This is a genomic window from Salsuginibacillus kocurii DSM 18087 (genome assembly GCF_000377705.1).
GTDB classification, from domain to species: Bacteria; Bacillota; Bacilli; order Bacillales; family Marinococcaceae; genus Salsuginibacillus; species Salsuginibacillus kocurii.
The window spans coordinates 402,684-424,403 of record NZ_KB898623.1 but is presented as its reverse complement, the minus strand read 5'-3'; the positions used below and the strand labels follow the sequence as shown (position 1 = coordinate 424,403).

The 21,720-nt window shown below is 42.1% G+C and carries 18 protein-coding genes; 17 read left to right on the top strand and 1 reads right to left on the bottom strand.

Annotation, left to right across the window (positions count from 1 at the left end):
- Positions 1–152 precede the first annotated feature (152 nt).
- From D469_RS0102120 to mdh, 4 genes are all read left to right on the top strand, one after another.
- The gene (locus tag D469_RS0102120; RefSeq protein ID WP_018921709.1) at positions 153–626 is read left to right on the top strand and encodes a DUF441 domain-containing protein; all 474 of its coding nucleotides are present in this window, start codon (positions 153–155) and stop codon (positions 624–626) included.
- A 281-nt stretch (positions 627–907) separates the two neighbouring features.
- Positions 908–2,023, top strand: a complete 1,116-nt coding sequence (citZ, locus tag D469_RS0102115; protein WP_018921708.1) for a citrate synthase — start codon at positions 908–910, stop codon at positions 2,021–2,023.
- A gap of 74 nt (positions 2,024–2,097) precedes the next feature.
- Positions 2,098–3,363: an NADP-dependent isocitrate dehydrogenase gene (gene icd / locus D469_RS0102110; RefSeq protein WP_018921707.1), complete on the top strand. Its 1,266-nt coding sequence runs from the start codon at positions 2,098–2,100 to the stop codon at positions 3,361–3,363.
- Between the two features lie 19 nt (positions 3,364–3,382).
- On the top strand, positions 3,383–4,324 hold the full coding sequence (mdh, locus tag D469_RS0102105; protein WP_018921706.1) for a malate dehydrogenase: 942 nt from the start codon (positions 3,383–3,385) through the stop codon (positions 4,322–4,324).
- A 121-nt stretch (positions 4,325–4,445) separates the two neighbouring features.
- Here mdh and D469_RS20890 read toward each other — a convergent pair whose 3' ends face one another.
- Positions 4,446–5,138 (bottom strand): superoxide dismutase family protein, encoded by a 693-nt coding sequence (locus D469_RS20890; protein WP_018921705.1) that lies wholly within the window; start codon positions 5,136–5,138, stop codon positions 4,446–4,448.
- A gap of 504 nt (positions 5,139–5,642) precedes the next feature.
- Here D469_RS20890 and D469_RS0102095 point away from each other — a divergent pair.
- The 13 genes from D469_RS0102095 to mqnC all read left to right on the top strand — a co-directional run bounded on the left by D469_RS0102095 (position 5,643) and on the right by mqnC (position 21,135).
- Entirely contained in the window at positions 5,643–6,356 is a 714-nt protein-coding gene (locus D469_RS0102095) for a response regulator transcription factor (protein WP_018921704.1), read from the top strand.
- A complete protein-coding gene (pnpS, locus tag D469_RS0102090; protein WP_018921703.1) occupies positions 6,353–8,119 on the top strand; it encodes a two-component system histidine kinase PnpS in 1,767 nt (588 codons plus the stop codon). The genes D469_RS0102095 and pnpS overlap by 4 nt, the downstream gene beginning before the upstream one ends.
- A 544-nt stretch (positions 8,120–8,663) precedes the next feature.
- Positions 8,664–9,617 carry an FtsH protease activity modulator HflK gene (hflK, locus tag D469_RS0102085; protein ID WP_018921702.1) on the top strand — a complete coding sequence of 318 codons (954 nt, stop codon included), beginning with the start codon at positions 8,664–8,666 and terminating at the stop codon, positions 9,615–9,617.
- Positions 9,617–10,546 carry a protease modulator HflC gene (hflC, locus tag D469_RS0102080; protein ID WP_018921701.1) on the top strand — a complete coding sequence of 310 codons (930 nt, stop codon included), beginning with the start codon at positions 9,617–9,619 and terminating at the stop codon, positions 10,544–10,546. The genes hflK and hflC overlap by 1 nt, the downstream gene beginning before the upstream one ends.
- Before the next feature lie 123 nt (positions 10,547–10,669).
- Positions 10,670–13,297 (top strand): DNA polymerase I, encoded by a 2,628-nt coding sequence (polA, locus tag D469_RS19420; protein WP_018921700.1) that lies wholly within the window; start codon positions 10,670–10,672, stop codon positions 13,295–13,297.
- 16 nt (positions 13,298–13,313) lie between these two features.
- Complete coding sequence (gene mutM / locus D469_RS0102065) at positions 13,314–14,132, top strand: DNA-formamidopyrimidine glycosylase (protein WP_018921699.1); 819 nt, start codon at positions 13,314–13,316, stop codon at positions 14,130–14,132.
- Positions 14,133–14,228: 96 nt separating this feature from the next.
- Positions 14,229–14,906, top strand: coding sequence for a sporulation membrane protein YtaF (gene ytaF, locus D469_RS0102060; RefSeq protein WP_018921698.1), 678 nt, complete (start codon positions 14,229–14,231; stop codon positions 14,904–14,906).
- A gap of 35 nt (positions 14,907–14,941) precedes the next feature.
- Positions 14,942–15,538: a dephospho-CoA kinase gene (gene coaE / locus D469_RS0102055; RefSeq protein WP_018921697.1), complete on the top strand. Its 597-nt coding sequence runs from the start codon at positions 14,942–14,944 to the stop codon at positions 15,536–15,538.
- Positions 15,539–15,790: 252 nt separating this feature from the next.
- Positions 15,791–16,816 carry a glyceraldehyde-3-phosphate dehydrogenase gene (locus tag D469_RS0102050; RefSeq protein WP_018921696.1) on the top strand — a complete coding sequence of 342 codons (1,026 nt, stop codon included), beginning with the start codon at positions 15,791–15,793 and terminating at the stop codon, positions 16,814–16,816.
- A gap of 165 nt (positions 16,817–16,981) precedes the next feature.
- Positions 16,982–17,473, top strand: coding sequence for a transcriptional regulator NrdR (gene nrdR / locus D469_RS0102045; protein WP_018921695.1), 492 nt, complete (start codon positions 16,982–16,984; stop codon positions 17,471–17,473).
- 41 nt (positions 17,474–17,514) lie between these two features.
- Complete coding sequence (locus D469_RS0102040; RefSeq protein ID WP_018921694.1) at positions 17,515–18,915, top strand: replication initiation and membrane attachment family protein; 1,401 nt, start codon at positions 17,515–17,517, stop codon at positions 18,913–18,915.
- Positions 18,916–19,857, top strand: coding sequence for a primosomal protein DnaI (gene dnaI, locus D469_RS0102035; protein ID WP_018921693.1), 942 nt, complete (start codon positions 18,916–18,918; stop codon positions 19,855–19,857).
- Between the two features lie 168 nt (positions 19,858–20,025).
- Positions 20,026–21,135, top strand: coding sequence for a cyclic dehypoxanthinyl futalosine synthase (gene mqnC, locus D469_RS0102030; RefSeq protein ID WP_018921692.1), 1,110 nt, complete (start codon positions 20,026–20,028; stop codon positions 21,133–21,135).
- Positions 21,136–21,720: the final 585 nt, after the last annotated feature.

Genomic DNA, 21,720 nt, shown 5'->3' with positions numbered 1-21,720 from the left:
TAAAGGTGTAAGTATAATTCAATGTAATAAAACTTATAAAATTTAAGCAGCAACTGAGTACTCTCTTTTTTTCTTTATCATACTGATGGAGAATTACTGAAAATTATGCTAGGATAAAAGATGGGACAGCTAGTGGAAGGACGGCAAGACGTGTGTTTACACAACCGACTTATTTTTTGCTCATTTTACTTGCGATTGGTTTAATTGGTAAGAATCAAACCCTCATTGCTGCTATTGCCATATTGCTTATTCTTAAGTGGGTTGGTTTAGGGGACCGTGTTTTTCCTTTTATGGAAGAACGAGGTATTCAAATTGGAGTAACTGTATTAACAATAGCTGTGCTTATTCCCATTGTTACAGGTGAAATAGGGTTTAAAGAACTTCAGGAAGCGGTACGTTCCTCTTATGCTTGGATTGCGCTAGGAGCAGGGATAGCCGTAGCCCTGATTGCCCGTGGAGGAGTGGAACTGTTACAAAATGATCCTCACATCACCGCCGCTTTAATTATTGGGACGATTTTAGCTGTAGCTTTTTTTAATGGAGTGGCAGTTGGACCGCTTATAGGCGCTGGTATTGCCTGGGTGATTATGAAAATTGTTGAGGCAGTGTCTTCCATTGGGGTTTAAAAAGGCACAGAATTGTTAGACAAATGAAACTTTTGATAGCGTATGCAAAGAGTGAAGTTCAAATATTCACAAAACCGTAAAACTTGTTTATAATTGTTTTGGGTTCCTGAATCCTTTGCCTACATAAGTTTAAAAGGAAAAGTGAGCGAAATGTTTCTGCAATGGATGAATGTACATGAAGAGGCTTGTAACCTCTGGCTAAAAGCCTAGCTTGATTGACATGCGGATGGTGATTTTTAAGAAAAAAAGAAAAGTTACAACTCATTAAAGGAGAGATGAACATGAGTACAACTCGCGGTCTTGAAGGGGTAGTTGCAACATCGTCAAGCGTTAGCTCCATCATTGATGATGTCCTTACATATCAAGGGTATAACATCGATGATTTAGCAGAAAATGCTTCATTTGAAGAAGTGATTTTCTTGTTATGGAATGGACGTCTTCCAAACAAAGAGGAACTAGATGATTTGACGAAAGATTTAGCTGCTAATATGAGTGTTCCAAAAGAAGTATTAGACTATATGAAAGCGTACCCGATTGATGAGGTTCATCCGATGGCAGCTTTACGTACAGCAGTTTCTCAACTAGGTCTTTATGACAGTGAAGCTGATGAAATGAATGAAGAAGCAAATAAGCGTAAAGCTATTCGTCTTCAGGCCAAAATCCCAACCATTGTGACTGCGTTTGCTCGTCTTCGTAATGGGAAAGAACCTGTGGAGCCAAAAGAAGGTCTAAGCTTTGCGGCAAACTTCTTGTATATGCTAAATGAAGAAGACCCTGATGAAATATCTGTAGACGCATTTAATAAGGCTCTTGTGCTTCATGCTGACCATGAATTGAACGCTTCTACCTTTACTGCACGCGTTTGTGTTGCTACTCTCTCCGATGTTTATTCAGGGGTTACAGCTGCAATTGGAGCATTAAAAGGTCCGCTTCACGGTGGAGCCAATGAACGGGTAATGGCTATGCTTACCGAGATCGGCAGTGTTGACCAAGTCGAACCGTATTTGAAGCAAGCATTTGACAATAAAGAAAAGATTATGGGCTTTGGACATCGGGTATATAAGCAAGGAGACCCACGTGCTAAACATTTACGTGAAATGTCCAAGAAACTAACAGGGATTACTGGAGAAGACAAGTGGTATAACATGTCGGTTAAAATGGAAGAGATTGTTACGCGCGAAAAGAATTTGCCGCCTAACGTTGACTTCTATTCCGCTTCGGTTTACCACAGTCTTGGAATTGATCATGATTTGTTCACTCCAATCTTTGCTACTAGCCGAGTTTCGGGGTGGTTGGCTCACATTCTGGAACAGTTTGCCGACAACAGGCTAATTCGACCACGCGCAGAATATGTTGGTCCAGGTAAACAAGCGTATATACCATTGGAAAAGCGGTAACGAGAAGAGCTTCTGCTCTTCCGCTACATACATTAAGAAGTTACATTTTATACTTCATTTAGGAGGGAATTGAATTGGCAGGAGAAAAAATTACTGAAAGCAACGGAAAACTAAATGTACCAAATCAACCAGTTATTCCATATATTGAAGGGGACGGCATTGGCCCTGATATTTGGGCAGCTGCTTCACGAGTACTAGATGCAGCTGTAGAAAAAGCATACAATGGCGAGAAACAAATCGAATGGAAAGAGATTCTCGTTGGTGGGAAAGCACATGATCAAACAGGAGAATGGCTTCCGGACGAATCCCTTGAAACGATCCGTGAATATTTAATTGCGATTAAGGGGCCACTTACAACGCCAATCGGTGGAGGCATTCGTTCCCTTAACGTAGCGCTGCGCCAAAAGTTGGACTTGTTTACATGCTTGCGCCCAGTACGTCACTTTACTGGAGTGCCATCTCCAGTAAAGCATCCAGAAGAAGTAGATATGGCAATTTTTCGTGAAAATACTGAAGATATTTATGCAGGCATCGAATATCAAGCTGGCACTCCAGAAGTAAAGAAAGTGATTGACTTCTTGCAAGAAGAAATGGGAACTGAAAACATTCGTTTCCCTGAAACTTCTGGGATTGGCATTAAACCTGTTTCCAAAGAAGGTACAGAACGTCTCGTTCGTTCTGCTATTGAATTTGCTATTAATGAAGGGAAATCAAGTGTTACCCTTGTTCACAAAGGAAATATTATGAAGTTCACTGAAGGTTCTTTCAAAGCTTGGGGCTACGATTTAGCTGAGCGTGAGTTCGGCGATAAAGTCTTTACATGGCGCGAGTACGATGAAATCGTAGAAAAAGAAGGCAAAGAAGCTGCTAACAAAAAGCAGGATGAAGCGGAAGCAAACGGCAAAATCATTATTAAAGATTCAATTGCCGATATCTTCCTTCAGCAAATTTTAACACGTCCAAAAGAATTTGATGTGGTAGCAACTATGAACTTGAACGGCGATTATGTGTCTGATGCGCTTGCTGCACAAGTTGGCGGGATAGGAATTGCTCCTGGCGCCAACATCAACTATGAGACAGGCCATGCTATTTTTGAAGCAACGCATGGAACGGCTCCAAAATATGCAGGATTGGATAAAGTAAACCCGTCTTCTGTTATCCTCTCCGGTGAGCTTATGCTTCGCCATCTTGGCTGGGTTGAAGCTGCAGATCGTGTGCTTGCAGCGATGGATAAAACAATTGGCGATAAAGTTGTTACTTATGATTTTGCCCGGCTTATGGATGGGGCAACTGAAGTGAAATGTTCTGAATTCGCGGATGCGCTAATTGAAAATTTATAAATCCAGGGGGGAAGTATAGATGACCATTAAACGCAGAAAAGTATCTGTTATTGGTGCTGGTTTCACCGGAGCAACAACTGCACTGATGGTAGCACAAAAAGAACTTGGCGATGTAGTGCTTGTGGATATTCCAGATAATGAAGATCCGACAAAAGGAAAAGCGCTTGATATGTTAGAAGCAACTCCTGTTGAAGGATCTGACGTGAATGTAACTGGGACTTCAAGTTATGAGGATACAGCTGGTTCAGATGTTGTTGTCATTACTGCAGGTATTGCCAGAAAACCTGGCATGAGCCGTGATGACCTTGTGAACACCAATGCAAAGATTATGGAATCTGTTACAAAAGAAGTGGTAAAGCATTCCCCAGACTGTTATATTATCGTATTGACAAACCCAGCAGATGCAATGACGTATGCTGTTTATCAGGCATCTGGCTTCCCTAAAAACCGGGTGATTGGCCAGTCAGGCGTACTTGATACTGCTCGTTTCCGTACGTTTGTAGCTCAAGAATTGAATTTATCTGTCCAAGATATTCAAGGTTTTGTTCTTGGAGGACATGGTGATGATATGGTGCCGCTGATTCGTTATTCCAACGCAGGCGGTGTGCCACTTACAAAGCTAATTCCACAAGATCGAATTGATGCTATTATTGAACGTACGCGGAAAGGTGGAGGCGAAATTGTGCAGCTTCTAGGTAATGGAAGTGCGTATTATGCGCCTGCTGCTGCTTTAACTGAGATGGTTGAAGCTATTGTTAAGGACAAAAAGCGTGTATTGCCAACCATTGCTTATCTCGAAGGAGAATATGGGTATAGTGACTTGTACGTAGGCGTCCCTACCATTTTAGGGGGAGACGGTATTGAGAAAGTCATCGAGTTGGATTTGACAGACGAAGAAAAGCAGGAGTTTGCTAAGTCTGTCGATTCAGTAAAAAGTGTAATGTCTTCCCTGCCGTCCTAAGTAACTAGCTTAAGGAGAAGGGTTAAAAGGGCTCTACACTAGAAGATAGCACCTATAAATCATCTTAATGAGAAAACCCGAACCTTTCTATACAAAGGTTCGGGTTTTCTACTGCCCATATTTAATCCTCATCTTCATCTATACTGTTGACTTCGCCACAAGCATAACGATCCCCAGCATCCCCGGTATCTAAGCTCTCATCATCTGCTCCGGGCTCTTCACTTTCTTCGGATTGATAGCGTTCAGGTATATGCGCGAAATTATCAGGGTCTTCATGAACAATTACAGCTACGTCATCTTCTTCAAGCTGTTCAGGAGCGAACGCATCCATTTTTACTTCCATATACGCACTATTATCACTCATTCCAAAAAGCGGTGGCATGTCCCCGGCATGATGAGGGTGTTCTTCGTCATCCGGATTATAATGCCCTCCAGCAGACATAAATGCTCCTTCTTCATCTTCTGGGTCGCAAGCAGCTTCCTCATGAATATGAAAGCCGTGCGGTCCTTCCTCAATTTGGTCGATATCTGCCACCACCAATGTTCCTTCCTCTGCTTCAAAGAAAGAGACATTCCCGATTTCATCTTCCTCTTCATTGATAAGTTCGGCTTCAACGTGCGGAGCCTCTTCTTGCTTATTATTATTTTCATTTGCTTCTTCGCCTGCTTCTTCCTCTTCTTCTGCTACCTCTTCATTATCGTTTTCGGCAATTGGTTCATTTTCATTTTCATCCGGGTCATCCGGATCACCACATCCAGCTGCTATGAGAATCATGCTCATTGGGATGAGCAGCTTTGATAAAAAATCCTTCATTTTCTTACCTCCTCGTATTAGCTTTTAGAACTTCACTTAGTGCAGGACTTTTTTAGGCTCCGTAAAAAAGGAGGTGATATTACTTCGAAGGCTTTTTTTCCACGGGCTAAACACAGCCTTCTTAGCTAATGCAATGCGGAGGCTCACCAGGCTTGATTATTGCGTAGAAGCCCTACCTTTCCAGAAGGTTAACCACAACCTTTAACAGAGCTTTTATAAGTAAGGAAAATGAGTTCTCTTACGCTGCTTCCCGTTATAGAAACTTCTTAAAACGGCAGAATAGCAAAAAAATAAAGATGACTAAAATGACGAACATGGGCTGAGGTCGAATTTCATAAGAAAGGGAAATATAGTATACTAACTGTGGGGAATTATATAGTTATTTCATATTAATATAGATACAATAGGGGTTCATATTAAACAGCTCACAACGGGTTAACATAAGAGGCCCGCCGTTCTAATACAGATTCACGTGTCGTGAAGGAAAACGGAGGCGTCAAACAAATGACACAAAAGCTGCTTGTTGTAGATGATGAAGAGTCAATTATCACCCTGCTTACTTATAATTTAGAGCAATCCGGTTATGAAGTGAATACGGCTATGGACGGAAAAACGGCATTAGAAAAAGCTAAGAAAATCTCCTATGATTTAATCGTTCTCGACCTGATGATTCCTGAGTTGGATGGGCTGGAAGTGTGTAGACAAGTCCGTCAGTATAACCAATCTGTTCCTATTCTAATGTTAACTGCTAAAGACGATGAATTCGATAAAGTGCTTGGTTTAGAACTAGGTGCTGACGATTATATGACAAAGCCATTTAGTCCTCGGGAATTAACAGCTAGAGTGCGGGCGATTTTGCGAAGAGTGGAGCACTTGCCCGCAGGTGGGAAAGAAAAAGAGGATGAGGAAGTCATACATCTAGGCAGCCTCACACTGTACCCACATAATTATGAAGTGTATTTTGAAGGCAACCCGGTGGATCTGACACCTAAGGAGTTTGAACTATTGCTCTACCTTATTCATCACAAAGGCAGGGTACTAACAAGAGATCAGTTATTAAATGCAGTTTGGAATTATGAATTTGTAGGAGATACTAGGATCGTTGATGTTCATATCAGTCATCTCCGGGATAAATTTGAACCGAACAGCAAAAAGCCGATTTACATTAAAACGATTCGCGGGTTGGGCTATAAATTAGAGGAACCGTTTAAACGATGATGAAATTTCGTACTCGTTTAGTCAGCGGCATGGTTATTGTCATATTTTTTGTGCTATCAGCATTAGGGTTTTTGATTGCTCAACTCGTTGAAGATGTTTATGTAGACCAACTCTCTGAACGGTTATCAAAAGAAGCAGAGTTAGCAGCTTTAACCTTTGAAGACCACGGTATGGAAGATGAGGGGCTTGAAGTATTAACTGAGCAAGTTGGCGAACGCTTAGACCTAAGGGTGACATTGTTAACGGAAGACGGTTACATTATTGAAGATACAGAAGAGGCACGGGTTGGATTAGAAGAAAACGGATCGCCACCAGAAAATCTGGAAGCTTTAGAAAATGGCGAGGGAGGCTATGTTCGCGAAAGTCAAGCTAGTGGAGAAGAGCTCATGTTTTCTGTTCAGCCGATTGGGTCTACAGAGGAACCACAAGGGTACCTGCGTCTTGGCATGCCGACAGCAGAATTTAATTATGTGAATCAAAATATATGGATGTTTATCGGTATTACATTTACGGTTGCTTTTATTTTAATTGTAGTATTAACTTATCGGATCACCAACCAATTGACAAAGCCAATTGGTCAAGTAACAAAAGTGGCTCACGAATTAGCCAAAGGAAATTTTAAGGCACGTACGTATGAACAATCTGCTGATGAAATTGGGGAACTGACACAGTCGGTTAATGCGCTAGCTTACAATCTGGACCAGATTACAGCAAGTTATCAAAGTCAGCAGGAACGTTTGAAAACGTTAATTGAGAATATGGGCAGTGGTCTGTTTTTTATTGATCATCGGGGGGATATAACGCTGATCAACCGAGCGTGTCATGAAATTTTTGAAGCAGATGTGAGCGCTTGGTTAGATGAAACCTATTACGAAGTCATTAAGGACCAGGATGTTGTTCAAGCTATTCAGCAAATTTTTATTACGGAAGAAAGTTACCATGGCCAAATTTCAGTAAGAGGCTCAATTGAAATGCGCCATTATGATTTGCACGGTGCGCCGATCATGAGTGCGGATTCGAAGCTTCGAGGAGTAGTCATTGTGCTTCATGATATTTCTGAGCTTAAACGACTGGAACAAATTAGAAAAGATTTTGTAGCAAATGTTTCGCATGAATTAAAGACTCCCGTCACTTCCTTAAAAGGATTTGCTGAGACATTACTTGATGGAGCTATGGAAACACCTGAGTTGCGGGAGCAGTTTTTAGATATTATATGGAAAGAAAGTGATAGGCTGCAGGATTTAATTACAGACCTGTTGGAACTTTCCAAAATAGAACAAGAGTATTTTCAATTAAATTGGGGCTGGGTTGAAGCCGAAACAGTAGCAGTAGAAGTGGCTGAGTTATTAAAACCGAAAGCACAGACCAAGCAGATTGAATTGGATATGACGATCTCTGGTGATACCTGGTTTGAAAGTGATTCAGCCAGGTTAAAGCAGATCTTGATTAACCTTATCAATAACAGCATTGCTTATACACCTGAAGAAGGTAAAGTTAATGTGGCTGTCAACGGAAAAGCCGAAGAAATTGAGATTATTGTAGTAGATACCGGTGAAGGAATTTCAGAAGAAGAGATTCCAAGGATTTTCGAAAGGTTTTACCGTGTGGATAAAGCCCGCAGTCGAAATTCGGGAGGCACTGGGTTAGGTCTTGCTATCGTAAAACATTTAACAGATGCTCATGGAGGAAAAATTGAAGTGGAAAGCACTATATCTTATGGGACTCGCTTTACTCTTACGTTTAATCGGCAACGTTTTTTATAAGGTAGATTTACACATTCTTAACGTATAGTTAATACGGCCTTCAAAATAAATTGCTATGATAAGATCGAACGGCGCCTCTTATGATGTTACTCATAGTAGGATGCCTATCCCCTATTGTAGGCGAGAGCACCCCCCATGCTCTCGTTTTTTTATGGTTCTGTTCTTGCTGAGGCCACGCCTCCTTCGCTTCAATCAACCCTATTAAGAGCCTCAATGGTCTTAAATAAAGCCTCTCAACAATGTTTCATACAAACGTTCTCTTAAAATTGGTTTCACTATGAGTGAAACGTTCTCCTACACTCCGACGTATTTAAAAATGTAGAAAAAGAGTCAGATGGAAGAAGGAGGAAGGAAACGATTGAAATAAAGCTGTACAACAATGAATAGGGGCGTGCCAAACTCCCTATTTTAAAAAAAAATTGGAAGAATCATAGGTTATTTGTTTTTTTTGTACTATAATAAAAAAGATTGCTATAAAATAGCGAAGAATGTAGGTAAGGGTTCCTATATAAAAAGTGAAAAATTGTAAGGGGGAGAAGAGAAAATGGTTACCGTGAAACAACTGGTCTTAGGCCTTTGTGCTTTGATTGGTATTGTTATTTTAGCCTTGTTTCTGATCACAGGCTGGTATACCGTCGATGAGTCTGAAGAGGCCGCTGTTATCACCTTTGGCCAAGTTGATCAGACCGTTTCAGAGCCTGGTCTTAATTTTAAATTGCCATGGCCGATTCAACGTGTAGAAACATTAGAAGTCTCAACACAAAGCACCCGTGTTGGTTATGAAGAAGAAGATGGGGAAGTAACCGACTATATAGATGAAGCTAAAATGATTACCGGGGATGAAAACATAGTATTTGCAGACCTCGTCGTTCAATGGCGGATCACAGACCCAAGTCAATACTTATTTAACGCACAAGAGCCAGAAACCATTCTTTATAACGCTACTTCAGCTTCGCTCCGGGAAGTAGTAGGAACGTCAGAAATTGATGACGTGTTAACAGACCGTCGAGCCGAAATAGAGGCCGAAGTGTTTGAAAATGTAAGTAAGCTGATTGAAAAGCGTGAAATTGGAATCACGGTCTTAGATGCCAAACTGCAAGATATTGAATTGCCAACAGAGGAAGTTCGGCAAGCATTTACGCGTGTAACAGATGCGAGAGAAGAACGGCTGACGAAGATCAATGAAGCAAATCGTTATCGCAATCAGGAAATGAATGAAGCTGAAGGTGAAGTCGATGCTATCATTTCCCGGGCACAAGGTGAAGAAGCAGAGCGGGTGGAAACCGCACGCGGCGAAGCGATGCTCTTTACTGAATTATATGATGAATACGTAAACGACCCTGAGGTTACACGTCAGCGTCTCGTCTTAGAGACCCTAGAAAAAGTAATGCCTGGCACAGAAATTTACATTATGGACAGCAATAACGATACCGTGAATTATTTGCCGATACGTCCGCTAGATAACCAGCCTAGTGGAGCACAAGGAGGCGGCAGCTAATGACAGATAATATAGTGGATTTAAAAGAAAAGCAGCCTCCTGGCGGCTATGGAAAGTGGATTAAGCTTGCTCTTGTTGTGATAGGTTTAGTGGCTGCAGTCATTATCTTCATCGCCAATATGTTTATCGTTGAGCAGAACGAATATAAGGTGGTCCGTCAGTTTGGTGAAGTGATCCGAATTGAAGATGATCCAGGCCTTAAAATGAAAGTGCCATTCATTCAAACGGTAGAGTCGCTGCCGCGCCATCAAATGAGTTATGATGTGGAACCTACCGAAATCACAACTAGTGACACGAAGCGAATGCTCGTAGATAATTACGCTGTCTGGCAAGTGAGTGACCCAGGAGAGATGATTTCCAATGCACGTACGATTCAAAACGCAGAGTCGATCATGGCCAACTTTATTAATTCTGTCCTGCGTTCAGAACTCGGGACAATGGAATATGATGAAATCATTAACGAAGAGGAGTCGGCCCGAGGAGATATTAATGAAAATATTCGCGATCGCGTGAATGAAATGCTCGAGCGTGATTCATACGGCCTTGAAATTACCGACGTTCGTATTAAGCGAACGGATTTACCGGAAGATAATGAACGGGCCATTCACGACCGAATGATCTCAGAACGTGAATCAATTGCTCAAGAATATTTATCTGAAGGAGATGCCGAAGCTACTCGGATTCGAGCAGAAACCGACCGGGAAGTACAGGAAATGGTGGCCGAAGCAGAGGCAGATGCCGAAGAAATTCGCGGTGGAGGAGAAGCAGAAGCTGCCGCTATTTACAATGATGCATATAGTGTAGATAATGATTTTTACGAATTTTATCGCACACTACAAAGCTATGAAGTAACCATTGATGATGAGACGGTAATTGTATTACCAGCTGATTCACCGTATGCTCGAATATTAATGGGCTATACCGACTAACAAAAAACCGGTTCTTTTCCATTGTGAAAGGAGCCGGTTTTTCTACTGGAGCGTGGTCGTATGATAAAATAAAAAGACCATGTGCAAATTAAGAGCAGACATGTACGAGAAGGGAGCTATCTAATGAAGAAACTAGTTTTAGTGGACGGCAATAGCGTTGCTTTTCGAGCCTTTCATGCGTTGCCGCTGCTTACCAACGATAAAGGTGTATACACAAACGCGGTCTATGGTTTTACAACCATGCTGTTAAAAGTGCTGGAGGAAGAAAAGCCAAGCCATATGCTGGTGGCTTTCGATGCGGGGAAGACGACATTTCGGCATGGGACGTTCGAGGAGTACAAAAGCGGAAGAGAAAAGACGCCGCATGAATTATCAGAACAGCTGCCACTTTTGCGGAAACTATTAGACACCTTCCGCCTCTCCCATGTTGAAGTTGACCAATATGAAGCCGATGACATTATCGGCACATTAGCAAAACAAGCCGAAGCTGAAGACTTTACAGTTCGTATTTTTAGTGGAGACAAAGATTTGCTTCAGCTTGTTACAGAAAAAACAACGGTCTCTCTAACAAGAAAAGGTATGACAAACCTGGATACATATGATGTGAAGGCGTTCAAAGAAAGGTACGAGCTGACACCGCTGCAATTAATTGATATGAAAGGTTTAATGGGAGACAGTTCTGACAATATCCCTGGGGTACCGGGTGTTGGTGAAAAGACTGCGATCAAACTGTTAAAAGAGTACGATAGCTTAGAAAATGTGTTAGCTAACATTGAGAATATTTCCGGCAAAAAATTAAAAGAGCGGCTTACAGAAAACCAGGAACAAGCGAAGATGAGTAGGGAGCTGGCAACGATTCTTACGGAGGCCCCTGTGCCAACTAAGGTTACAGACACAGGTTACGAAGGATATGATGCTGGAGAAGTATATCGCTTGTTTAAAGAGCTTGAATTTAATTCGTTGTTACAATCAATCGATGACTCTGGTGAAACAGAGAAAAAAGAGTTAAGCCCTCTCGACTTTACAATTGTTGAGACAGTGGAGGAAAGCATATTTCAATCTCCTTCTGCGTTACTTGTGGAAGTGCCGCATGAGAATTATCATAACGGAGACATCTGGGGAATTGCTATTGTAAATGAAATGGGCAAGTACTACATAGATGTAGAAACTGCCCTTACATCCGAAGTGTTTAGAGAATGGGCCGAAGATGAAACCCAGTTTAAACAAGTATTTGATGCAAAACGTGCTTTTGTTTCGCTCGGATGGCGGGGAATTCAGTTGCGCGGCGTTAATTTTGATGCTTTAATTGCTTCGTATTTGATTGACCCTTCTTCTTCCTCTCATGCATTGACAGCAATTGCTGAGAGAAAAGAAATTCCTGCTCCTTACCATGATGATGAAGTGTACGGAAAAGGGGCGAAACAAACCACCCCAGAACGGGAAATATTAGCTGAACATTTGGCAAGAAAGGCTGATACGCTGAAACAGCTTGCTCCTTTATTAAATGAAGAACTAGAAACAAATGAACAATCTGTGTTGTTTAAAAAGTTGGAAATGCCTCTCTCTATTATTTTAGCCAAGATGGAAACTTACGGCGTACAGCTGGATGTAGGTCAGCTGGAGAAAATGGGGAAGGAATTAGAGCAAAAGCTTGCTGAGCTTGAAGGTGAAATTCATGAGCTTGCGGGTGAATCATTCAACATCAATTCACCAAAACAGTTGGGTCCTATCCTGTTTGAAAAATTGGAGCTGCCGGTATTAAAGAAAACGAAAACAGGTTATTCAACCTCAGCTGATATCCTCGAGAAGCTGGCAAATGAACATGAGATTATTCCAAAGCTTCTTCATTATCGCCAAGTGTCAAAATTGAAATCGACGTATATCGAAGGGTTGTTAAAGGTAGTACATCCTGAGACTTCAAAAATTCACACTATGTTTAACCAGGCGCTGACACAAACCGGGCGATTAAGCTCTGCTGAACCAAACTTGCAAAATATCCCTATCCGCCTGGAAGAAGGCCGAAAGATTCGCAAGGCCTTTGTGCCCTCTGAACAAGGTTGGTCCATGCTTGCTGCTGATTATTCGCAAATTGAACTGCGGGTTTTAGCTCACATTTCAAAAGATGAACGACTTGTTTCGGCCTTTAACGAAGAGAGAGACATTCACACAAAAACAGCCATGGATGTATACCAAGTAAAAGAAGATGAAGTAACCAGTGAAATGAGACGAAATGCCAAGGCCGTTAACTTCGGAATCGTTTATGGCATCAGTGACTACGGTTTATCTCAGACGTTAGGTATTACACGCAAACAAGCAAAGGCGTATATTGATGCATATTTTGAAAGCTACCCGCAAGTACAGAATTACATGACAGAAGCAATAGATGAAGCTAGAGAAAAAGGGTACGTGACTACCCAAATGCATCGACGCAGATATCTTCCAGAGATAACGAGCAGTAACTTTAACCGTAGAAGCTTTGCGGAGCGTACGGCTATGAATACTCCAATTCAAGGGACAGCAGCAGATATTATCAAAAAAGCGATGGTTGATTTAGAATATGTATTGTTGGAAGAAAATTTACGCAGCCGCTTGCTTTTACAAGTTCATGACGAATTAATATTTGAAGTTCCAGAAGATGAATTAGAGAGAATGAAGCATCTCGTTCCTCAAGTGATGGAACAAACGACAGACCTTGATGTGCCTCTTAAAGCTGATGTCTCTTATGGTCCATCTTGGTTTGAAGCGAAGTAGAAATGGGTGAGGAAGAATGCCGGAATTACCAGAAGTAGAAACTGTCCGTCGTACGTTAGGGGAACTTATAAAAGGGAAAACCATTGATACGATGTCGATAACATGGGCAAAAATCATAAAAGAGCCGGATGATGTGGAAGCTTTCATCTCTCTTTTAGCCGGACAGACCATTCAGGAGGTTAAGCGACGAGGCAAATTCTTGTTGATTGAATGTGATGAAGTGACCCTTGTCTCCCATTTGAGAATGGAAGGAAAGTATAAGATGAAAGAGGGAGAGCCTGATAAGCATACACATGTCCGCTTCCATTTTACAGATGGGACAGAGTTGTGGTACCGGGACGTGCGGAAGTTTGGTACCATGCATGTCTTTCCGAAGGGAGCCGAATTCTCTCAGGAGCCGCTAAAAAAATTAGGAGTTGAACCTTTGTCTCTAGATTTTACTCCTTCTTATTTACCAGCTGCTTGTGAAAAAACAAGCAGAAATATTAAAACTGTTTTGTTGGACCAATCCATTATAGCGGGACTTGGCAATATATATGTGGATGAGGCCCTGTTTCGCAGCGGGATCTTGCCAGAACGACAGGCTGCTTACTTACAAGAGGAAGAATGGCAGCGCCTGCATGCTGAAATTAAGGCCACTTTGGAAGAAGCAGTAGAAGCAGGCGGTACTTCTGTCCGGTCTTATTTAAATGGGAATGGAGAGATGGGCTATTTTCAACAGCAGTTATTCGTGTATGGGAGGGCCGGGGAACCGTGTCAAAGATGTTCCGGGCCCATTGAAAAGACAGTGGTGGCCGGTCGCGGAACGCATTTTTGCCCAGTATGTCAACCATAACTAATTAAGTAAAAAATAAAATGGAAATTTGTGTTCCTTCGGATAGGCTATTGCCATATGCTATCGTAAAAGTTGCTATAAAGGAGCTTACGACATATGGCAGAATGGCTTTCAATATTCTTACTAGCTTTCGCTGTCAGTCTGGATAGTTTTGGCGTTGGCTTAACGTATGGCATGCGAGCACTCAGGCTATCGGTGCTTGCTTACCTTTGTATTGTTATATGTTCGTTTCTCTTTGTGTATTTAGCTTCTATCGCTGGAGATGTACTTCAAATTTATCTGCCGGCGCGTGTTGCTGAATCCTTAGGTGGGTGGATTTTGATTGGTATCGGAGCCTGGGCATTTTATCAAGGACTTCTTCATGCTGGAGATCGCAAAGAAGATCGTCCATCAAATAAGCCAGTGAAACAGCGCATTGAATCGATGGAACGTCTCCTTTTCCATATTGAGATTCGCTGGCTGGGGCTAGTTATTCGTATTATTCGGAAACCGACCAGCGCCGATGTCGATGGATCAGGCGTTATCAGTTTCAAAGAAGCACTACTACTAGGAGTTGCACTATCACTAGATGCGTTTGGAGCAGGCCTTGGAGCTTCGTTTATGGGAATCTCGGCAACCGCCTTAGCATTTACTGTATCTATTATGTGTATTGTCTTTCTTGCCCTTGGCATCCGAGGAGGAAACTGGCTGGCAAAATTCCCATTTATGCAAGCATTAACATATGTGCCAGGTTTATTGCTTATAGCTTTAGGAATTATAGAAGTTATTGGTTAAACAAATGATAGGAAACTATTAAAAGGAGAGCAGTTATGATTATAGGTTTAACAGGTGGTATAGGCAGCGGGAAAAGTACCGTTGCCTCCATGCTTCAAGAACAAGGTTTTCCGCTAGTGGATGCCGACCAAATTGCCAGAGTAATTGTAGAACCAGGAGAGCCGGCATACGAACAGATTGTCGAAGCCTTTGGGACGTCTGTCTTACATATAGATGGTTCCTTAAACAGAAAAGCATTAGGGACGGTAGTTTTCAAATCTTCTGATAAAAGAGAGATATTAAATCAAATTATGCATCCTGCCATACGAAGCCGAATGATCGAAGAAAAGGAAAAGTGGCTGGATGAAGGGTATGAACATGTCGTGTATGATCTTCCCCTTTTGATTGAGAATGAGTTGTTTTTCATGGTAGATAAAGTTCTGCTCGTCTATGTCGATGAAAAGGTACAATTAGAGCGATTAACTGAAAGAGATCAAGCTGGCGAAGAGGAAGCAAAACAACGATTAAACGCGCAAATGCCATTAGTGGACAAAATAGAACATGCTGACGCCTTCATTGATAATAATGGCTCTAAAGAAGAGACTGAGAGGCAGCTGCTCCGTCAGTTAGAACAATGGGGACTTAACGTTTAATTGCTCAATTGAGTGTTTAATATCGATTTATTTAACAAAGAAGTAACACATCTACTACCACCTGAAACGGACGACCCATAGGTATATAGACAGCCTGAGTAAGTGTATATCGCTATTTCAGGCTGTTTTTAATGGAATTATTCTTAAAAAAGTGCCCGATTTGTCGGTGAAGTGTTGCCGCTTTCTTAAAATGTGATATACTAATTATTAAATAAAGCAATTTAGTATATCACAAAATAGGGGGCTGTTCACATGACAGCAAAAATTGCCGTGAATGGTTTTGGACGAATTGGACGGATGGCGTGCCGCAAAGCATTGATGGATTCTGAGCTTGAAGTAGTAGCTATAAATGCAAGCTACCCTGCTGAAACACTGGCTCATTTACTGAAATATGATAGTGTGCAAGGGACGTTTACAGGGGAAGTTACCCATGATGAATCCACCATTTATGTGGACGGCCATCCTATACAACTCCTTCAATCCAGAGATCCGTTAGCACTTCCTTGGGGAGAGTTGGAAATAGATATTGTTATTGAAGCCACCGGTAAATTTAAAGAAAGAGAGACTGCCGGATACCATCTTGAAGCCGGAGCTAAAAAGGTTATTATTACTGCACCCGGGAAAGGCGAAGATTTGACTGTTGTTATGGGCGTTAATGAAAGCGAATACGATGATGAAACTCATCATGTAATCTCAAATGCTTCTTGCACGACAAACTGTTTAGCACCTGTTGTAAAAGTACTAGATGAGAAATTTGGTATTGAAAGTGGTATGATGACGACCGTTCACGCTTATACAAACGATCAAAAGAATCTCGACAATCCACATAAAGATCTGCGCCGCGCTAGAGCTTGCGGCCAATCTATCATTCCGACCTCGACTGGGGCAGCAAAAGCGATATCTAAGGTCCTTCCGCAATTGGATGGGAAAATGCATGGCATGGCTTTGCGTGTTCCTACTCCCAATGTTTCGCTAGTTGACCTTGTCGTTGATATAGAGCAAGCTACAGATGCTGCTGCAGTCAATGCAGCATTTCAACAGGCAGCTCAAAACGAGCTGAAGGGAATTTTATCCTATAATGACGGCCCATTTGTTTCCATTGATTATAATGGAAACGATCATTCCAGTATTGTAGATGGCCTTTCTACTATTGTGTTAAACGATAAGCAGGTCAAAGTACTGGCATGGTATGACAATGAATGGGGCTATTCCTGCCGAGTCATTGATCTTGCTCGTCATATGGCAAAGAAACTAAGCCGGAACGCCCAAGTTTCATAAAGGAATTGTCTGTCTAGACCTCTGTATATACAGGGGTTTTTTTAGTTTTAGTTTCCTTTACTGTCCAGATTTCATGGCTTTCCAAAGAGGGGAGGAGAATGATAAGATAAGTTAAGGTATGTATGATGCGTCGGATTACCGGCGAGATGGGATGGAGTTGATAAAATGCGCTGTCCAGCTTGTCATTCGAATGGAACGCGTGTGTTAGATTCTAGGCCGAGTAATGAAGGCCGTTCGACTCGCAGGCGCCGGGAGTGTGAAACGTGTGAACACCGTTTTACTACTTTCGAGATCGTAGAAGAGCTGCCTCTCATCGTTGTCAAAAAGGGAGGCACGAGAGAAGAATTTTCACGTGAAAAAATGCTTCGTGGCTTAATTCGTGCCTGTGAAAAGAGACCTGTTTCCCTGGACACTTTGGAAGGGATTGTAAATAAAGTGGAACAAGAACTTCGAAATGAAGGGGTGTCTGAATTTCGGAGTGAAGATATAGGAGAGCTTGTCATGAAGCGGTTAGCGGGTGTAGATGATGTAGCGTACGTCCGGTTTGCTTCTGTATACAGACAGTTTAAAGATATTAATGTATTTATTCAGGAGCTTAAAGATCTTATCGACCAAGACCAGGAAAAGAAAAAGAATGACTCTTCAAATTACTCATAACGCGAGAATAAGGAGAAGGGAAGAAGAGGAGGAAGTCAGATATGAGTTGGCATTGGAAAGAATTGGTGCCGATTGATAGCTATACGGTTCAAGTGAAAGTTCCTATTAGTGACCTTGATATGAAAGTGCTTCTTCTTTTATATCAGCCTCTGATCAGTTCTTCCTCCGTTAGCTTATACATGACACTTTGGAGCAAGCTGGAGCTTGACCGTTTTCAAAGTGACGCATCAACACATCATGAACTGATGCTCCTTTTAAAAATGGATCTTGATCACTTGGTTGAAGCTAGAAAGCGGCTAGAAGGCGTCGGACTGCTTCGGACGTTTAGTAAAGAATCTAACGAAGGACGGCAATTGGTATATGAATTACAAGAACCGATGGGCCCTGCTCAGTTTTTCGAGGACGATGTACTGAGCGTTTTTTTATTTAATTGTGTAGGAAAAGAAAAATACCGCGAATATCGAGCGCGCTTTGCTATCCCTGAGTTGGTTCATGGGCCCTCTGAAGAAAAGACCGCGTCCTTTGATGAAGCCTTTCAGTCCTTACATCATTCTGAGCTTGTCAATGACCCCGAGATATATGAAGAAGGAACATTAGTCAAACGTCGCAGCAGCCAACAAAAGATTTCATTTACCGAGGAAAGCTTTGATTTTGATTTATTAAAAACAGACCTTCCTTCTTTCTTTGAAAGTGAAAAAGCTCTTACTACTTCTGTCCAAGAAATCATTAAACGCCTGGCGTTTGTTTACCGAGTTGATGAACTTGCTATGAGTGCCCAACTGCAGAAATCCCTTGATAGCGATGGCACTATCGATGTTTCATCTTTGCGCAAACATGTTCAAAATTGGTATCGATTTGAACAAAGCCATGAACCGCCAGCACTTGGTTACAAAAAACGAGACCCCAATAAACAAAATCATCAGGTGACGTCTGCTGATACAGAAGAAGAGAAAATGCTGCAGTATTTTGAAGAGACCCCTCCTATTACGCTTTTACAGTCAATATCAGGTGGGGCTCATGTTCCGCTTTCTGATGCACGTTTGGTCGAAAGTTTACTCGTTGACTTTCAATTGGCCCCAGGTGTAGCAAATGTATTGGTGGACTATGTAATGAAAACAAACAATATGAAATTAGACCCTTCATTTGTTCAAAAAATAGCCGGGCACTGGTCGCGAAAGAAATTAAAAACAGCAGCTGAAGCTATGAAACTTGCAAAAGAAGAACACGAAAAGCGAAAACAAATGGCTGGGCGAGGAAAAGAAGCGCAGCAGCCCAAGAAGAATCAACGCAAAGAGCAATTACCTAAGTGGATGACTGAAAAGCAAGAAGAGCTCTCGCCTGAAGAAAAAAGCGAAAAAGCTGAACGGACGGCTCAAGAAAAGAAAAAATTTGAAGCACTTCTGCAAAAATATCAAAACACCAACGAAAGAAAGGAGGGCTAAATGATGGACTCCATCCAATCAGCTATGCGTGACTTTATGAATTCAGAGCAGTTTGAGGAACGGTTTGCGCAAGCTCAAACAAGAATTTTTAACAATGAACGGGTCAAAGCATTTTTATCAAGTCATCCTGAACTTTCAGAAGATGTTATCACTCAAGATGTGATGAAATTATATGAGTATAAAAAAGAATGGGAGAATTGTGATCAGTGCCCTGGTCTCAGTCAATGCCCTAATTTAATGCAAGGCTACCAGCCAGAGCTTTACGTAGAAAGGGGCCGTATTTATACCCGTTACAACCCTTGTTTTTTAAAGGTTGAAGATAATGAGTTCAAAAGACGGAAGCATTTAATTAAGAGCTATTACATTCCGAATGAAATCTTGAATGCTACATTTTCAGACTTGCACATTGATACTGAGGATGAGGAACGCAGTAAAATTGCACAGCAGGCGCTCGAGTTTGCCCACGAGGCTCTCCCCGGAGAAGATGGAAGCGGGCTGTATATTCATGGATCATTTGGAGTAGGAAAAACATTTATTGCTGGAGCTGTGGCTAACGTGCTGGCAGAGCGTGGGGTTAAAACGATTATGATGTATGCCCCAGATTTCTTCCGGGAAATGAAGCAGGCTATCGCTGAAGGAACCGTACAGGAAAAACTAGAGGAAGTTCAGCAGGCAGAGGTGTTAATCATGGATGACATTGGTGCCGAGACAATGTCGGGGTGGATTCGAGATGATGTGTTGGGCGTCATTTTACAACAAAGGATGATGGAAAAGCTCCCAACTATTTATACGTCTAATTTTGACTATGATGAACTTGAAAATCATATGGCCTATTCACATAAAGGTGGAGAAGAACGAGTTAAAGCACAGCGGATTATGGAACGTATTCGTCCCTTTACGAGCCCCCTTTACCTGACTGGCAAGAATCGACGTCACAATTAACCAGCCCGTTTAGAGAAATGAAGGCGAGAAACTAGGAGTATATAGTGTTCTATGATAGGATATTAGAGAAAGATATGACGAGATCAATCTAAATTTACGTACTCTTTATCTAAAGCTTGTTGGAATGAACATGCTAGGTTACTAGTATATATTGGGGGTTTTCAGGTCATGAGTATCGACCATATTCTTGATAAAGCTGTAAACGGGGAACGCCTTCAAATTGAAGATGCAGTACGCCTTTACGAAAGCGATGAAATTGAAAAGATGGGTGCAGCAGCAGATAAAGTCATGAAACAGTGGCATCCTGATCCGGTCACAACATTTGTTATTGGGCGAAATGTCAATCATACGAATTTATGTGACACCTACTGCCGGTTTTGTGCTTTTTATCGCCGCCCCGGTTCTGAAGAAGGTTACACCCTTTCTTATGATGAAATTTATCAAAAAATCCAGGAAACTCAGAACGTAGATGGTACAGAAATTTTGATGCAGGGTGGTACGAATCCGGATTTGCCGTTTAGTTATTATACCGACTTGCTCCGCGGCATTAAAGAACGGTTCCCAGATATCACCATGCACTCTTTTTCTCCTTCTGAAATTTATAAAATGATGGAAGTTTCCGGTTTGTCGCTTGAAGAAGTACTGCAGGAATTAAAAGATGCCGGCCTTGATTCTATCCCAGGAGGGGGAGCAGAGATTTTAACCGAATCGATCCGTAAGAAAGTGAGTCGGTTAAAATGCAATGCTGACCAATGGTTGGATTGTATGAAAACCGCAAAGAAAATTGGCTTGCACAGTACCGCTACGATGGTTATTGGTTTAGGGGAAACAAATGAAGAACGGGCCATTCATCTGCAAAAAATCAGGGAGACACAAGATGAAGCTAATCCGTTTCTTGCCTTTATTTCTTGGACGTTCCAATCAGATAACACCAACATGAAAGGTGAACATATTACCTCAGAAGGTTATTTGCGAAATGTGGCGATTTCCCGCCTGTTTTTAGATAACATACCAAATTTCCAATCTTCTTGGGTAACAATGGGGCCGGCTACCGGCAAAAAATCTCTTCATTTCGGTTGCAATGACTTTGGTAGTACGATGATTGAAGAAAATGTTGTTTCAGCCGCGGGAGCGACTCATAAAGTAAATACGAATGAAATTTTGCGTTTGATCCGTGAGGCAGGAAAAATCCCTGCGCAACGAGATACAAAGTATAATACACTGCGCGTGTTTGAAGGTGAAGAACAAGCTTCTAATGACTTTGTGATGCAAAACTAAATGTTTTTAAAGCCGCCCATTATACTAGAGGGCGGCTTTTTTTGTCATCGTACTGGGTGAAGTTCACGGGTGCCATTGTGTTCTATTCACTAGCGTAGCATATGTACCCACAAGACGACGTGTTGGGAAACAGGCGCTCCTGGTTTTGTTTATTGGATTCATCCCCTCCCTTTTCCGCGGACGAACCACTTAGTCTTACAGCCGCTTCCTCCTCACCGGTTAAGAAGTGTGCAGCGTTCGCTGACCAAACATCTTCCGCATTTCGTTGTCCAACTGCGGGCGACAGGGGCTCGAGGTCAAAAGCTGCGCCCTATCAAAGTCAAAAAGCGGCTTTGGCAGCGCTCGTCTTTTGCTTGACGCCCCTAAACGCCGCCCTCGCTTTCCTTGTCTAGTTCTGCGGACTAACGGCTTGAGATCTCTTTCTCCCACCCTGCGGCGGCAACAGCCTCCTCGGTGGGAGAGAAGAGCCCTTCGTCGTTAAGCAAGCCCGCTCCGCTATTCTTGTCTAGCTCTGCGGGCTAACGACTTGAGATCTCTTTCTCCCACCCTGCGGCGGCAACAGCCTCCTCGGTGGGAGAGAAGAGC